Source organism: Lentzea xerophila (assembly GCF_051094245.1).
GTDB lineage: Bacteria > Actinomycetota > Actinomycetes > Mycobacteriales > Pseudonocardiaceae > Lentzea > Lentzea xerophila.
In genome coordinates this window covers 4057601-4072259 of the sequence record NZ_CP194934.1, presented here as the reverse complement: position 1 = coordinate 4072259, position 14659 = coordinate 4057601, and the positions used below count along the sequence as shown (strand labels likewise).

Annotated in this window: 14 protein-coding genes; 6 read left to right on the top strand and 8 right to left on the bottom strand. The window is 68.7% G+C overall.

Annotated features, from left to right (window positions below; all coding sequences use genetic code 11):
* The first annotated feature begins 1 nt into the window (after position 1).
* Positions 2 to 199 (top strand): hypothetical protein, encoded by a 198-nt coding sequence (locus ACRSBM_RS19475; RefSeq protein ID WP_434445039.1) that lies wholly within the window; start codon positions 2 to 4, stop codon positions 197 to 199.
* A gap of 24 nt (positions 200 to 223) precedes the next feature.
* The gene (locus tag ACRSBM_RS19470; protein ID WP_434445038.1) at positions 224 to 1156 is read left to right on the top strand and encodes a glycoside hydrolase family 6 protein; all 933 of its coding nucleotides are present in this window, start codon (positions 224 to 226) and stop codon (positions 1154 to 1156) included.
* On the opposite strand, the gene ACRSBM_RS19465 is transcribed toward ACRSBM_RS19470, so the two are convergent.
* The 3 genes from ACRSBM_RS19465 to ACRSBM_RS19455 all read right to left on the bottom strand — a co-directional run bounded on the left by ACRSBM_RS19465 (position 1150) and on the right by ACRSBM_RS19455 (position 3711).
* Positions 1150 to 1965 (bottom strand): helix-turn-helix domain-containing protein, encoded by an 816-nt coding sequence (locus ACRSBM_RS19465; RefSeq protein ID WP_434445037.1) that lies wholly within the window; start codon positions 1963 to 1965, stop codon positions 1150 to 1152. The genes ACRSBM_RS19470 and ACRSBM_RS19465 overlap by 7 nt on opposite strands.
* A 96-nt stretch (positions 1966 to 2061) precedes the next feature.
* Complete coding sequence (locus ACRSBM_RS19460) at positions 2062 to 2463, bottom strand: SsgA family sporulation/cell division regulator (RefSeq protein WP_434445036.1); 402 nt, start codon at positions 2461 to 2463, stop codon at positions 2062 to 2064.
* Positions 2464 to 2769: 306 nt separating this feature from the next.
* Positions 2770 to 3711, bottom strand: coding sequence for a pirin family protein (locus ACRSBM_RS19455; protein ID WP_434445035.1), 942 nt, complete (start codon positions 3709 to 3711; stop codon positions 2770 to 2772).
* A 32-nt stretch (positions 3712 to 3743) separates the two neighbouring features.
* On the opposite strand from ACRSBM_RS19455, the gene zapE reads away from it, so the two are divergent.
* Complete coding sequence (gene zapE, locus ACRSBM_RS19450; protein ID WP_434445034.1) at positions 3744 to 4685, top strand: cell division protein ZapE; 942 nt, start codon at positions 3744 to 3746, stop codon at positions 4683 to 4685.
* 60 nt (positions 4686 to 4745) lie between these two features.
* Positions 4746 to 5525 carry an ion transporter gene (locus ACRSBM_RS19445; protein WP_434445033.1) on the top strand — a complete coding sequence of 260 codons (780 nt, stop codon included), beginning with the start codon at positions 4746 to 4748 and terminating at the stop codon, positions 5523 to 5525.
* Positions 5526 to 5603: 78 nt separating this feature from the next.
* Here ACRSBM_RS19445 and ACRSBM_RS19440 read toward each other — a convergent pair whose 3' ends face one another.
* Positions 5604 to 8471 (bottom strand): right-handed parallel beta-helix repeat-containing protein, encoded by a 2868-nt coding sequence (locus ACRSBM_RS19440; RefSeq protein ID WP_434445032.1) that lies wholly within the window; start codon positions 8469 to 8471, stop codon positions 5604 to 5606.
* A gap of 454 nt (positions 8472 to 8925) precedes the next feature.
* Here ACRSBM_RS19440 and ACRSBM_RS19435 point away from each other — a divergent pair, with 454 nt between their 5' ends.
* Both ACRSBM_RS19435 and ACRSBM_RS19430 read left to right on the top strand, forming a co-directional pair.
* Positions 8926 to 9780: a geranyl diphosphate 2-C-methyltransferase gene (locus ACRSBM_RS19435; RefSeq protein WP_434445031.1), complete on the top strand. Its 855-nt coding sequence runs from the start codon at positions 8926 to 8928 to the stop codon at positions 9778 to 9780.
* Positions 9781 to 9797: 17 nt separating this feature from the next.
* Positions 9798 to 10862: a family 2 encapsulin nanocompartment cargo protein terpene cyclase gene (locus ACRSBM_RS19430; RefSeq protein WP_434453125.1), complete on the top strand. Its 1065-nt coding sequence runs from the start codon at positions 9798 to 9800 to the stop codon at positions 10860 to 10862.
* Here the strand turns inward: ACRSBM_RS19430 and ACRSBM_RS19425 are convergent.
* The 4 genes from ACRSBM_RS19425 to ACRSBM_RS19410 are packed head-to-tail and all read right to left on the bottom strand — an operon-like array spanning position 10853 to position 14655.
* Complete coding sequence (locus ACRSBM_RS19425; RefSeq protein ID WP_434445030.1) at positions 10853 to 11746, bottom strand: alpha/beta hydrolase; 894 nt, start codon at positions 11744 to 11746, stop codon at positions 10853 to 10855. The genes ACRSBM_RS19430 and ACRSBM_RS19425 overlap by 10 nt on opposite strands.
* Entirely contained in the window at positions 11743 to 12576 is an 834-nt protein-coding gene (locus ACRSBM_RS19420) for a carbohydrate ABC transporter permease (protein ID WP_434445029.1), read from the bottom strand. Before ACRSBM_RS19420 ends, ACRSBM_RS19425 begins: the two co-directional genes overlap by 4 nt.
* Complete coding sequence (locus ACRSBM_RS19415) at positions 12566 to 13453, bottom strand: carbohydrate ABC transporter permease (protein WP_434445028.1); 888 nt, start codon at positions 13451 to 13453, stop codon at positions 12566 to 12568. Before ACRSBM_RS19415 ends, ACRSBM_RS19420 begins: the two co-directional genes overlap by 11 nt.
* The gene (locus ACRSBM_RS19410; RefSeq protein ID WP_434445027.1) at positions 13450 to 14655 is read right to left on the bottom strand and encodes an ABC transporter substrate-binding protein; all 1206 of its coding nucleotides are present in this window, start codon (positions 14653 to 14655) and stop codon (positions 13450 to 13452) included. The genes ACRSBM_RS19415 and ACRSBM_RS19410 overlap by 4 nt, the downstream gene beginning before the upstream one ends.
* Positions 14656 to 14659 lie beyond the last annotated feature (4 nt).

Sequence of the window (14659 nt, the reverse complement as noted above, 5' to 3'; positions counted from 1 at the left end):
GGTGCACCTGGCCCGGTTCCTCCCCGGCGGGCACCTCGACGTGGTCCAGGCGTGGGACGAGCAGTGGGCCGTGTGGGCTCGCCTGCCCGACTCACTCGACCCGGCCGCGCCGTTCGCCAGGGCGGTCTGCGAGGTGCGGAGCGGCCCGTTGGCCCGTGTCGTGGCTCCGCTCTTGCCGTCAGGACTTACCGCTCCTTAACTGCCGGGCGCGAGTGTCAGGCTCATGATGAGAGCACTCGCGCTGGCCCTGCTGGCCGTCGTGGCGACCGCCCCGGCCGCGCACGCCGCCAGTCCCGTCAGCCTGACCGACGGCTTCTACGTCGACCCCGACTCCAACCCCGCCGTCTGGGTCCGCGACCACGCGGGCGACGGGCGGCAGGCCGCGATCAAGGCGAACATCTCCACCAAGCCGATCGCCCGCTGGTTCGGCAGCTGGAGCGGTGACGTCAAGACCGCCGTGTCGTCCTACGTCGGCAAGACCGGTACCAAGTTGCCCGTGCTGGTCGCCTACAACATCCCCGGCCGCGACGCGTGCGGTGGCCACTCCGGTGGCGGCGCGGGCACGCCCGAGGCGTACCGGAGCTGGATCTCCGCGTTCGCCTCGGGCATCGGCACGCGGCCGGCCGTCGTCGTGATCGAGCCGGACTCGCTGGCGGACTTCAACTGCATGGACGGCGCCAAGATCGCCGAGCGGACGGCGATGATCAAGTACGCCACCGAGCAGTTCAAGGCCAAGGCGCCCAACACGTGGGCCTACCTCGACGCGGGCAACGCGCAGTGGGTGCCCGCGGCGACGATGGCGTCCCGGCTGGACTCCGCCGGCGTCCGGAACGTGCGCGGCTTCTCGATCAACGTGTCGAACTACCACACCACCGCGGCCTCGACGGCCTACGGCAACTCGGTCAGCGGGGCGCTGCCCGCGTACACCAAGCCGTACGTGATCGACACCAGCCGCAACGGCAACGGGCACAACGGCGAGTGGTGCAACCCCGGCGGACGCAAGCTCGGTACGCCCGCCCGGACCGGTGGTGGCGCGGAGATGTTGTTGTGGGTCAAGGTTCCCGGCGACTCGGACGGGCGCTGCGGCAAGGCGCCGGGCGTCGACGCCGGCAGGTTCGACCCGCAGCTCGCGTTCGACCTGGTCTACGGCTACTGAGAGCCTGCCAGGACGTGCAGCCGTGTCGGCCCGCGGTACTCCGCGAGCAGGCGCTGTGACCGGGTCTCGTCCAGGGCGACCGCGTCGAGCAGGTCGAAGAGCTTCCGGCTCCGCTCGACCGCCGTGTCGTCCTGGGCGAAGACCTGGGCCAGGTCGGACTCCGCGTACACCAGCGGCGTCGCCTTCTCGAACTCGTACAACGTGCACTGGGACTGGAAGGCGGCCGTCTCCGCCTCCGCGGGCACGATGCGCACGAGGCGTGAGTTGGCCTGGAGCGAGGCGCACTGCTCCTCCATCACCTGCGCGTCGCCAGGGTGCATGCGGAGGGCCAGCTCGTGCAGGTAGAAGACACAGGTGGGACCACCTGGGCGCCGCAGGACCGCCTGCCGGTCCATGTCCTCCGGCACGTGCCCGGTCGCGGCCTGCAGCGCGCGGGCGTACTTCGGGGTCTGCAGAAGGCTGTTCACGGTCAGGACGTCGTAGGCGGTGATCTTGGTGGCCATCGCCTCGGTCATCGCGAGCGTGCGGACGTCGGCGGCGCTCTGGGCGAGGTAGGGGTCGAAGGCGTTGCGGTAGCGGCGGCAGAAGTCGTCGATGAAGTCGATGTCCTTGCCGCACGCGGTGAGGTACTGGGCGAGGTCGATCTCGCTCACCCGGATCTTGCCGTGCTCCAGGTTGGAGACCTTGCTGGGATCCCAGCCGAGCTGGATGGCGAGGCTCCGGCCCCTCAGGCCGGTGAACCTCTGCCTCAACCGGCGCAGTTCGTCGCCCAGGTCTCGGCTGTACGCGGTGGAAGTCGTCACGGTCACGACGTCGAACGTATGGCTTGGAATCGGTCCATGATACGGGCTCGTTCGGGTGAAAACAGCGGCCCGCACGGCCCGTCCGAGATCAGGCGAGGCGCATCAGTCGAGCAGCTTGCGCAGCTCGGCGTCGAAGTCGACGTAGTCGGTCTCGCAGCCGGGGGCGACCACGTCGTAGGTGGAGTTCAGGAACTCCCGCAGCTCGGACGACTGCACGTGGAACACCGCGCGCGAGACGTCGGACTGCAGCTCGAGCACCGCGGTCGTGGCGTTGTGGGGACGCAGCCGCACGTCGCCGGCGCCGCTGGTGGTGATCAACCCGTCGGCGAGCAGGTCGCGGCTGACGAGCCACACGGTCTCCTGGCGTCCCATGCGGAACGTCATGGTCACGGCGTGCGGGTCGTCGGCTCGGTAGCCGAGCTCGACCTCGACGGGCATGGGGCGCCCGGAGGGAGCGATGAAGGCGAAGACGGACTCGGCGCCCACTCGTGTCACGTTCGTCATGCCTCCTTGGACGTCCGGCAACCTCCGTGGATGCCTCGACCAGGAAATGCGATCGGAACGTGATTTTCAATGGTCCCGGAGTATGACTTTTGACATGGATGTCCGGTGCCAGCCGAGACGTGTGCCTTCACTGTCGCTGAGCTGCACTTTTAGGCATAAAAGACGCTTCTCGTTTGTTGATCTGTGGACGACGTCACGGGCCGGCAAGCCCCGGAAGTCGGGAAACCGGCAGCAGCGCCACCTTAATTCGGCTTAACCTTCGCAGAGCTTTCCGTAGCGAATTCGGCACGGAAAGTGATAGCGGGGTCAGGCCGGGTTGCCGCGCGGCCGCAGCCGGCCGCCGGGCAGCGGCGGCGCGGGCAGGCGGTCGCCGGGGTAGCCCTGCACGCGGCCGAACCTGTCGCTCTCCGCCTGCCACTCGTCCCGGTAGGCGGCGATCTCGTCGTGCGTGCGCCCCACGAAGTTCCACCACATCACGATCTCCTCGCCGAACGGTTCGCCGCCCAGCAGCACGACCCGCGCGCCCTCGGCGGAGGAGAGCGTCAGCGTCGAGCGGCCCGTGCCGACGTAACCGAGGTCGCCGGGCGCGAGAGCGGTGTCGCCGAGTGTCACGTCGCCGGTGTCGAGCAGGAGCCCGTGCTCGAACTCACGAGACACGTCGAGCGTCAGAGAGGCCCCGGCGGGAAGGACGACCTCGGCGCCGAGCAGTGGCGTGAAGGTACGGACGGGAGACGTCGAGCCCGCCAGCGAGCCGAGGAACACGCGCACCGACGCGCCGGAGACCTCCACGACGGGCGGGGCGTAGTGCTGGAAGTCGCGCGGGGCGTCGCGGTGCGCGTCGGGCAGGGCCAGCCACAGCTGCACGCCGTGCAGCACGGACGAACTGGCGGTGGAGACCTCGGAGTGGGCGATGCCGCGGCCGCCGGTCATCAGGTTCAGCTCGCCGGGGCGCACGTAGGCGTGCACGCCGAGGCTGTCGCGGTGCTCGATCTCGCCGGTGAAGAGCCAGCTGACGGTCTGCAGCCCGGTGTGGGGATGCGGGGCCACGTCCATCCGGACGTCGTCGGGGCCGTAGTGGTCGCAGAAGCACCAGGCGCCGATCAGGGAGCGCTGCTTCTGCGGCAGGGTGCGGCGCACCGACATCGCCCGCGGGCCGCCCAGCGGGACGTCACGCGGGCCCAGAACCTCCACGCCGCCGGGGACGGAGGCGCACGTCACTTCCACGGGGTCGGCCTCGACATTGCTCACGGGGTCGATCGTAAGCTGGCACGGGGGGAACAGTGGATCTTCGCGCACACGTGTCGAGCAGCGGGTACGTGCTCGACGACGCACAGCTGGCCGCCATCGCGAGGCTCGAGGAGCTGGGGGAGCGGCGCCGGGGCGTCTACCTGCACGGACCGGTGGGGCGGGGGAAGAGCTTCCTCGCGGACGCGTTCTTCGACGCGCTGCCGGTCGAACGGAAGCGGCGCGTGCACTTCCACTCCTTCTTCCAGGAGCTGCACGGCCGGATCTCCCGGCGCCTGCGCGAACGCGGCGCCGTCGCGAAGGCGGTGCAGGAGCTGGCCGGGCGGGCGGAGGTCCTCGCGTTCGACGAGTTCCACCTGCACGACGTCGGCGACGCGATGCTGATGACCCGGCTGTTGGAGGCGCTCCAACGGCAGCGGGTGATGATCATCGCCACGTCCAACTACCCGCCGGACGGGCTGCTGCCCGACCCGCTCTACCACGACCACTTCCTGCCGGGCATCGCGCTCGTCAAGGAACTGATGGACGTCGTGCAGCTCGACGGCCCCACCGACTACCGGCACCTGCGCGGTGAGGCGCGCTCCCGGTTCGAGACCGGCGGGATCGTCACGCACACCGACGTCCCGCCCACGCCGGTCGAGCTCGACGTCAACAGCCGGGCGATCACCGCCCTCGGCGTCCACGGGTCGCGGATCTGGCTCCACTTCGGCGACCTGTGCGAGAAGCCGACCTCGACCCAGGACTACCTGGTGCTCGCCGGTCGCTTCGACGACTGGGTGATCACCGCGGTGCCGCGCATGGACACCTGCGGCCGCGAGGCGCAGCAACGGTTCGCGAACGTCATCGACGTCCTGGTGGACAAGGACGTCCGGCTGACACTGGTGAGTGACCACCCGCTGAGCGAGATCATCGGCGGCGACGCGCTCGACCTCGCCCGCACCGCGAGCCGGCTGGAGCTGATCAACACGACCGGGTGATCAGCTCGGAGCCGTGCCGGCCGATAGAGCCCTTGTCCCCCCGGCAAGGAGTAGTCAGGCATGACGTTGCGCGCACGCATCGGCGAGGTCGTCGAGAGCACCCGCTTCCAGTGGACGATCATCTGTGTGATCGTCGTCAACGCGGTCACGCTGGGGGCCGAGACCTCGCCGTCGATCGTCGCGAGGCACGGCGACCTGCTCGGCACGATCGACCGGCTCGCGCTCGCCGTCTTCGTCGCCGAGCTCGCGGCCCGCCTGTACGCGTCTGGCCGGCGGTTCTTCCGCGATCCGTGGAACGTCTTCGACCTCGTGGTCGTCACGGTGGCGCTGCTGCCCGCCGCCGGTCCGCTCGCCGTGCTGCGGTCCCTGCGGATCCTGCGGGCACTGCGGCTCGTCGCGATGGTGCCGAGCATGCGCAGGGTCGTGACCGCGCTGGTGAAGTCGGTGCCCGGCCTGCTCTCGCTGACCGGGCTGCTGATGTTGCTGCTCTACGTCGGCGGCGTGATCGCGAGCAACCTGTTCGGCGACTCCGGCGACCCGCGGTTCGCCGGCCTGGGCTCGACGCTGCTGACCCTGTTCCAGATCACCACCGGCGACGGCTGGTCCGACGTCATGCGCGACCTGATGGAGCATCAGCCGCTCGCGTGGATCTTCTTCCTCTGCTACCTGATGGTCGGCACGTTCACCATGCTCAACCTGTTCATCGCGGTGGTGTGCAGCGCGATGGAGCCGGACGTGCGGCAGCTGCCCGCACCTCGTGCCGCGACGCACGACGACCTGCTGCTGCAGGAGGTGCGGGCGTTGCGGGACGAGGTCCGCGCGCTGCGCTCCCACGCCTGATCGCAGCGGCCGGAGAGCCGGGAGTCCCGATCGGCGACGCCGCCGTGCACCGATCGGAACTCCCGTAACCCCCGCCTTCTACGGGGTGACCGGGATGTTCGACACGCCCTTCTTCGCCCTGGTGACGGTGTTCGAGGCGTGGACGACGTTCGGGTTGCTCCGGCACTTCGACGTGGACGACACGCGCACCGCGTACTCGCCGACGTTGCCGAGGTCGGACCTGTTACCACGCCACACGTTGCCGCACCCGTTGCCGAACGCCGGGGTGGTGCTCGGGTTGTGCGTCTCGTACCCGTTGCGGAACGTGCCGGGCGAGGCGAAGGTGCCGGTGTTGTTCTCGATCCGGTAGCCGAAGCCCTTCACGTCGACCCACGAGTCGGCGGAGTTCGCACCGCTGATCCCGGTGCCGTCGAACGTGTTGCCGCTGATGAGCCCGCCCTGCGTGCCTTCCTTGACGTCGATGTGCTCGGCGGAGACGTTCGGGCCGATCCTGTTGTCGAGCACCTGGACGCGGTCGGACCTGTCGACGCCGCCGGAGTTGCCGTGGCACTTCCAGTTCGAGTTCGCGGAGCCGATGTAGACGCCCTCGCCGTAGGCCTTCGTCACGACGCCCGCGTCGGTGATCGTCGAGTTCTTGATGACACCGTCCGCGGAGGAGCGCCGGAAGTGCACGCCCTCCTCGTCGGTCCCGCGCACGGTCACGCCGTCGATCGTGACGTGGTGGGAGTTGTCGAGGATGATGCCCTTCTTGGACTCCGCGACCGTGATTCCCTTGATGGTCCAGTACGGCGCGTTGTACAGCCACAGGCCGTAGCCCGAGTCCCAGCCCGCGGTCGGCACCGGGCACGGCGTCGGTGCCTGGCCGGCCGGACCGTCGTTGATCAGGACCGCCGACGACGGGCCGGTCAGCGTGATCGGGTTGCCCGGCGTGCCGGCCTTCTGCGTAACGAACGAACCGCGGTAGGTGCCGGGCGCCAGCGAGATGACGTCACCCGGCCGGGCGTTCGCCAGCGCGGCCCTCAGCTGGTCCACTGTGGACACCGGGACGGTCCCGGCAGGTGTTTCCGGCTCCTCCGGCGTGCTGCCGGTGGGAAGGTTCCTGAGGAACAACGACCTGCCGGAGTCGGTCCTGGTCGCGTCGACGCCGTGACCGCCGGTGTAGTCACGCTGCTCGTTCTTCGCCCAGTCCGCGATCGCGGTGCCGCCGACGTCGAGGTGCTTGTAGGCGCTGCCGTCCCAGCCGAACTGGTACACGCGGCTCGCCTCGCTGTAGAACGGGTCGTACGAGCCACCGGTCGACAGCTGCTTGGTCATGGTGTTGTTGAAGAAGACGTTGCGCGGCCCGGTCGCACCCGACCACTTGACGGCCTTGCGACCCGCACCCCACCAGATCGGGAACCAGTTCGAGTCGTCGGGACCGCCGCCGCCCTCCTCACCGCAGTTCGCGCGGCAGTTGCCGGACCGGTGCGCGTACGAGACGCGGACCGTGTTGTTCTCGAACAGGTTGTTGCGCTCCCACCCGCCGTGCAGGTTCAGGTCGGAGTCGAAGTCGTTGCCGATCACGACGTTGCCCGAGGCGGACCATTGGAAAGTAAAGTGCCGCAGGTTGCGCGAGGTGTTGCCGGCGTAGAGCGAGTCCCACACCCGCGAACCGCGGAAATAGCCGTTGCCGCCCTTGCCCTTGTTCCACGAACCGTCGAGCTGGTTGTCGACGATCTGCAGGTTCTTGGCCTCCTCGGTGACGATCGGGTGCGACCCGGTCATGTCCGCGCGGACACCCTTCACCCACGAGTTCGCCGCCCACTTGAAGACGATGCCGTGCATCTGGTCCGCGGGGGACATGTTGCCGTAGTTGTGCACGGCCTCGGCCTGGTTCAGGTCCGGCATCGCCTGCGTGAAGCCGAAGTTCTCGAACCCGACGCCGAGGACCGGGTCCACGAGCGGGGACACCTTGGAGGCGTAGGTCGTCCCGTCGATCGCCGGTGAACCGTCCGAGGTGGAGTTCACCGGGACGTCGAACTCCAGCGGCCTGTCGAGCGTGACGGTGGTGCCCGACACCGAGGCGACGGCGAAGATCTGCTGGCGCATGTGCATGTTCAGCATCGGGTACGGCGTCCCGGTGGCGAACTGCTGCTCGTAGAACCTGACCGAGTTGGCGGCCCGGACGTTGACGAGCGACCCGGCCCTGATGTTGGTGACCGACGAGACCTTGATCGTGCGGTCACCGGCCTTGGCGGCGGCGCTCACCTTCGCGCCGGCCTTCCAGTGCACGTTGACCGTGCCCTCGAAGATGTCCTTGCGGTTCTCCGGGGCCGAGGCGTAGTCGCTCGCGTAGGCAGAGTGCACGCCGCGCGACTGGACCCGGAACAGGCCGCGGCCAGGCCACAGCCAGCCGCCCTTGCCCTGCCCGAAGGTCATCCCGTCCTCGTCCCAGTCCGACCCGTCCGGGGTGAGCGCGTCGTAGCGGGTGTTCGCGTCGGGCGTGTAGACGACCTTCGTGGCGGTCGCGCCGGCACCCCTGATGATCAGGTAGTCGGCGTCGACGTGCAGCTCCTTCGACACCTTCAGCTCGCCCGCCGGCAGCGTGATCAGGCTGAGCTTCGAGTAGCTCGCACTCGGCGAGCACTGGGTCCTGATGGCGTCGATCGCGGCCTGGAGCCCCGCCGTGTCGTCGGCCGCGTCATTCGGGCGCACGTTGTGCTGGGAAGCGAGCTCGGCCGCCGTGATCTGACAGGTGGCGTTGCTGTTCACGTCATTGTTTCCCGGCAGCACGCCATTGCCGCGATAGCCCGCCTTCGACCAGTCGTAGAGGCCGGAAATGGGGGCGCGCCGGTTGCCTGACGAGACGTCCAGGCCAGTCAGTGCGGGTGCCGCGGTCGCCGTGCTCACCGGCACGGCCAGGGAACCTATTAAGAGCAGGGACAGCAGGGGCACGGAGGTTCGCATCATTGACAACCCTCTTCGGCAGGGCGGGGTGATTTCTTTGTAGTCGATGGTTTAGATGTGTGTCAAACATTCACATTCATGAAATAGGTAATGCCGCAATGGTTTTGGTTACTTCTTTTGCCTGATTGGACAGTTCCCGGGCAGCTCACGCGTCTGAATCGTGTGAGTCGCCGGGCCGGCCGCGGGTATGGAGGTGCGGCGGGGTGTACCGGAAACTTCGTGCCCGGCCGCGCGGAATCCTGCCCGGCTGTCATCCGGATGGGCGGGAGAACCCCACGAAAGTGGGGATATCGGGGCGGCCGCACGGGTTAGGGAGCACGCACAGAGGCGGTACTGGCCGTACCCGTTCGTGGCCGAACCAAGCCTGAAAGGAGGATCGCGGGTTGGGCCGTCAGGTGCAAAGGTCAGTTGCTGTTCGGCAGTGAGCGTTCAACGAACAGGAGCCACTCAGGTCATGGCGAGCCCCACTGTGAAGCCGGTTCTGCGCACCGACTACCAGCGTTCCGTCGCGGACTACTGGAACAGGGAGAAGGACCCGGTCAACATCAAGCTCGGTGAGGTGGACGGGCTCTACCACCACCACTACGGGCTCGGCCAGTACGACCCGGCGGTGCTGGAGGCCCCGGCGGAAGTGCGCGACGAGGCGATCATCGCCGAGATGCACCGGCTGGAGACCGCGCAGGCCGAGGTCCTGCTGGACGCGTTCGGCGCCGTTGCGCCCGGCGGCCACCTGATGGACGGCGGCTCCGGCCGTGGTGGCACGAGCTTCATGGCCAACGCCCGCTTCGGCGCCAGGATCGACGGCGTCAGCATCTCCGAGCAGCAGGTGGCGTTCGCCAACAACCAGGCCGTGGAACGCGGTGTCGCCGATCAGGTCCGGTTCCACTTCAAGAACATGCTCGACACCGGGTTCGAGACCGGCTCGTTCAACGGCATCTGGACCAACGAGACCACGATGTACGTGGACCTCCAGCAGCTCTACGGCGAGTTCGCGCGGCTCATCGCGCCCGGCGGCCGGTACGTGTGCATCACCGGCTGCTACAACGACCTGACGGGCGGTCGCTCGCGCGCGGTCAGCCAGATCGACCAGCACTACATCTGCAACATCCACCCGCGCAGCGAGTACTTCAGGGCATTGGCGGACAACGGTTTCGTGCCGATCAGCGTCGTCGACCTGACGCCGGACACGATCCCGTACTGGGAGCTGCGCGCCAGGTCGTCGGTCGCGACCGGCGTCGAGGCCCCGTTCCTCACCGCCTACAAGGAAGGCAGCTTCCACTACCTGTTGATCGTTGCCGACCGGATCTGACGGAGTCCGTGGCTGACATGAAGGACCTCCTCACCGGGCCGTCCGGGCTGGGCACCTCCGCTGCCCGGCTCGGGCGGCTCGAGGCCGTTGCCCTGCCACCCGAACCCGGTTACGCCGAACGCCCCTGGGGTGACGGCACCGCGCCGCCGCTGTACGTGCCGGTGCTCGAACGCGAGGACGCCCTGCTCGCCGCCGCCGTGGACGAACGGCTCGTCGCGTGGGCGGACGAGTGCGGCTTCGAGGAGCCGGAACGGTTCCTGGGCGGCATGTTCGGCCGGCTCGCGGTGCTGACCCACGTGGACACCGACGATGTCGACCAGCTGCTGATCGCCGCTCGTCTCAACGCCGCCTGGTGGGCCGCCGACGACCTGTACGCGGACAGCACCGAGATGGGCGCGGTCCCGGCCGAGCTGCCGCCACGCCTGGCGCTGGCGATGGCCGCGATGGACCCGGTCGCACCCGCTGCCGAGTTCACCGTCGAACTGGAGGAGACGCTCGCGGCCGACCCGGTGCTCGTCGGCCTGCGCTCCGGCATCGCCCACCTCACGTCGCGCAGCACGGCGACGGTCGTGCAACGCGTCTGCTACTCGACGTTCGCGATGTTCGTGTCGTGGAGCGCCTACGCGGCCTGGCGGCACACGGGCAACTACCCGCCCGCATGGCAGTACCTCGCGACGAGACAGCACGACACCTTCTACACGTCGATGACACTGATCGACGCCGTCGGAGGTTACGAGCTGCCCGCGCCGCTGTACTACGACCCGCGCGTGCGGCAGCTGCTCACGGCCGCGGGCACGGCGTCGGTGATCGTGAACGACCTGGTGTCGGTGGAGAAGGACGCCGCCGACGAGAAGCCGGTCTGCAACATGGTGCTGCAGATCGCGGCCGACCGGGAGTGCTCGATCGCCGAGGCCACCGCGCGGACCGTGGAGCTGCACAACCAGCTGGTGCGCGACTTCGAGGCGGGGCACCGGGCGCTGCTCGCGGTGCCGTCGGTCGAGCTGCACCGCTTCCTGAAGGGCACCAAGGCCTGGATGGGCGGCGGCTTCGAATGGCACACCACCCATCCGCGTTACCGGTAGAGCGTCCGCCTGAGCCACGCCGTCCGCGTGGCCCGGGCGCGTCGCGACAACACGGCGTCCGGCACGAGCTGGTCGAAGCCGTGGCACCCGCCGGGCCACACGTGCAGCTCGGCGTCCCCGCCCGCCTGCCAGATCCGGGAGGCGTAGCCGACGGCCTCGTCGCGGAAGAGGTCTGCCGAGCCGACGTCGACGTAGGTCGGGGGCAGGCCGGAGAGGTCGGGAGCCCTCGCGGGAGCGGCGAACGGGGACACGTCCGGCCCGCCCCGCGCGGCACCGAGCAACGCCGTCCACCCGGTGATGTTCGACGTGCGCACCCACGTCGTGCCGTCGAGGAACTGGTGGCTGGACGGGGTTTCGCACCGGTCGTCGAGCATCGGGCACATCAGCAGCTGACCGAGGATGGCCGGTCCGCCGTGGTCGCGGGCCATCAGCGTGACCGCCGCCGCCAGCCCGCCGCCCGCCGAGGTTCCCGCGACGACGGGCGGGCCGAAACCGGTGCGCTCCATCCACGTCAGCGCCCGGTAGCAGTCCCGCACGGGCGCCGGATGCGGGTGCTCGGGCGCCAGGCGGTACTCCGGCGACACGAGCACGACACCCAGCTCCGAGACCCACTCCGCCAGCACGTGCAGGTCCGAGCGCCGGGTGCCCGCGACCATCCCGCCGCCGTGCAGGTGCAGCACGGGCGGGCCTTCGGGCAATCCGGCCGGGCGCAGCACGAGCACCGGCACGCCGTCCGCGTCCTCCTCGGTGAACGTCACCGTGCCGCCCCGCGTCAGCTCGGCGTCGGTGACGACCCGCCCGTTCGCCCGCCTCTCCGCGATCCCGTCCGGGGTCAGCGGCGGTCGGGAGAGGTCGACCGCGGCGGCGATCTCCGGGTCGATCACCCCTTCACGCCCGTGTGCGCGAGCCCTTCGATGAACTGCCGTTGCGCCAGCACGAACACGATCAGGATCGGCACCGCCGTCATCGTGGCGGCGGCCAGCTGCACGTTCCACATCGGACCGCCGTAGATGTCGACGAACTGCGTCAACGCCTGCGGCAGCGTGAACATGTCCGGCGTCGACAGGTACACGATCGGTTCCAGGTAAAGGTTCCACGAGTGCAGGAACGTGAAGATCGCGACCGCGCCCAACGCCGGCCGGGACAGCGGCAGGGCGATCCGGTAGAAGATCCCCGCCCGGCCCAGGCCGTCCATGCGCGCGGCCTCCTCCAGCTCGGGCGGCAGCGCGATGAAGAACTGGCGCATGATGAAGATCGCCAGCACGCACGGCGCCCCGAAGATCGGCACGATGATCAACGGCCAGTGCGTGTTCGTCAGCCCCAGCGACTGGAACAGCTGGAACAACGGCACGATCGTGACCTCGCTCGGGATGAGCAGGCCGGTCAGCACCACCACGAACAGCACGTTCTGACCGGGGAACCGGATGCGCGCGAACGCGTACCCGGCCATCGCGGCCACCGCCATCGTGCCGATCGTGACGATCACCGCGATGTAGAGGCTGTTCCAGTACTGCTGCCCGAACGGCTGCATCCGGAACACCTGCTCGTACGTCGAGAACGTCCACTCGCGCGGCAACAGCGACTCGGAGAAGATCTCACTGATCGGCTTCATCGACGAGGTGACCATCCACCACGTCGGGAACACGAACGGCACGCACAGCAGACACAGCAACCCGTAGAGCGCGACGTTCCGCTTCGAGACGTTACGACTCATGGAGCACCCACTTCCGGCGCATCCTCCACTGCAGCAGGGTCAACGCGGCGACGATGACGAACAGCAGCACCGAGATCGTCGCGCCGTAGCCGAAGTGGTGGAACTGGAACGCCTGCTGGTACAGGTAGTAGATCAGGACGGTGGTCGAGGTGCCGGGACCGCCCTGGGTGAGCACCGCGATCTGCGCGAACACCTGCAGCGAGCCGACGATCGTGATGATCGACGTGAGCAGGATCGTCGGGCTGATCAACGGGATCGTGATGCGCCGGAACCGGGTCCACGCCCCGGCACCGTCGATCTTCGCCGCCTCGTACAACGGCGCCGGCACACCCTGCAGCGCCGCCAGGAACAGCACCATGTTCAGCCCGACGTTCTTGATCACCTGCACGACGATCACCGAGACCATCGCGGTGGCGTCGCCGCGCAACCAGTTCGGGCCGTCGACGCCGAAGACGCCGAGCAGCCCGTTGACGCTGCCTTCCGGCTGCAGCATCAGCTGCCACACCAGCGTCCACGCCACCAGCGACACCAGCACGGGGGAGAAGAACAGCGTGCGGAACAACGTGGTGCCACGCAGCTTCTGGTTGAGCAGCACCGCGAGCAGCAACGCGAGCGACAGGTTCAGCACCACCAGGCCCGCGGCGAACCACGCGGTGGCGACGAGCGACTCCCGCAGCTTCTCGTCGGCGAGGAGCTTCTCGTAGTTCTCGGCACCGATGAACTCGAACGTCCCGCCGAGCACGTTCCACTCGTTGAGGCTGTACCAGCCGACCAGTGCCAACGGGATCAGTACGAACGCGAGGCTGCCGAGCAGCGCAGGCGCGACGAACAGGTAGCCGACCAGGTTGTCGCGCCTGCGATACGTCCAGAACGTCACTGGCGCTCCAGCAACGGCTTGATCTTCGCGCACACCCCGTCGAGCACCTCGCCGACGTTGGCGTCCGGCGTCCACAACGGGTCGAGCGCCGCGCGGATCGTCTGGTTCAGCTCTTCCTGGCCCTGGTGGCTCGGCTTCACGACGCCCTTGCTGATGCCGTCGATGACGACCGACTGCAGCTGTTCGGGCTTGATCAGCGGGTTGCTCTTGGCGAGCGTGTCCGCGTTGAGCAGCGACTGCCGCACCGGCGGGAAGAACTGGGCGAGCTTCGCGGAGTTGGCCGTGTTGGTGAAGAAGCCGAGGAAGTCCGCCGCGGCCTCGGCGTTCTTCGACCGCTTGAGCACGCCCACGCCCGCCTGGCCGATCACCGCGTAGTCGCCCTCGGGACCCTTCGGCAGTGGCAGCAGCGTCCAGCCGAACTTGGCCTCCTTCAACGCGCCCGCCCGCGAGATCTGGCTGACCGCCATCGCCGCGTTGCCCGCGAAGAAGTCCACGGTCGTGCCGGGGCCGGGAATCGCCTTGTCGGTGAAGATCGCCTTGTGGACGAACGACAGGGCGTCCTTCATCTCGGGGCTGGAGAAGCCGCAGGACTTCCCGTCCTCGCTCCACGCGTTCGCGCCCCACCCACGCCAGATCGCCGAGAGCACGGCCCAGTTCTGGTACTTGAAGTCCGGCAGCACCAGGCCCTTGCCGGACGCCGCGGCCGCCGCCATCGCCTGGTCCCAGGTCCAGTCCGGCGGCACGTCCTTCACCAGGTCCGTGTTGACGAACAGCCCGAACGGCGAGGTGGAGAACGGGAACGCGTACAGCTCGCCGTCCTTCTCCCACAGCTTCGTCGCCGAGGGCACCAGCTCGTCGGCCTTCTCGACCTTGCCCCTGATCGGCGCCAGCGCGCCGGAGGCGACGAAGTCCGGTGCCGACTCCTCCAGGATCCACGCCAGGTCCGGCGCGTTGCCGCCGGCGATCTGGGTGGTGAGCGTGGTGGTGTAGCCGTCGGCCGGGATCGAGTCGAACTTGATTTCCGTGACGTCCGGGTGGGACGCCTTGTACTCGCTCGCGATCTCGTTGAGCAGCTTGAGATGCGCCTCGTTCGCGGTCCACACGGTCATGCGCAGCGACTTGGGGCCGGACTGTGCGGACGAACCGCTGCACGCCGTGAGAGCGAGCAGGCCGGCGAGGATGAGCGCCAGAAGTCTAGACATCGTT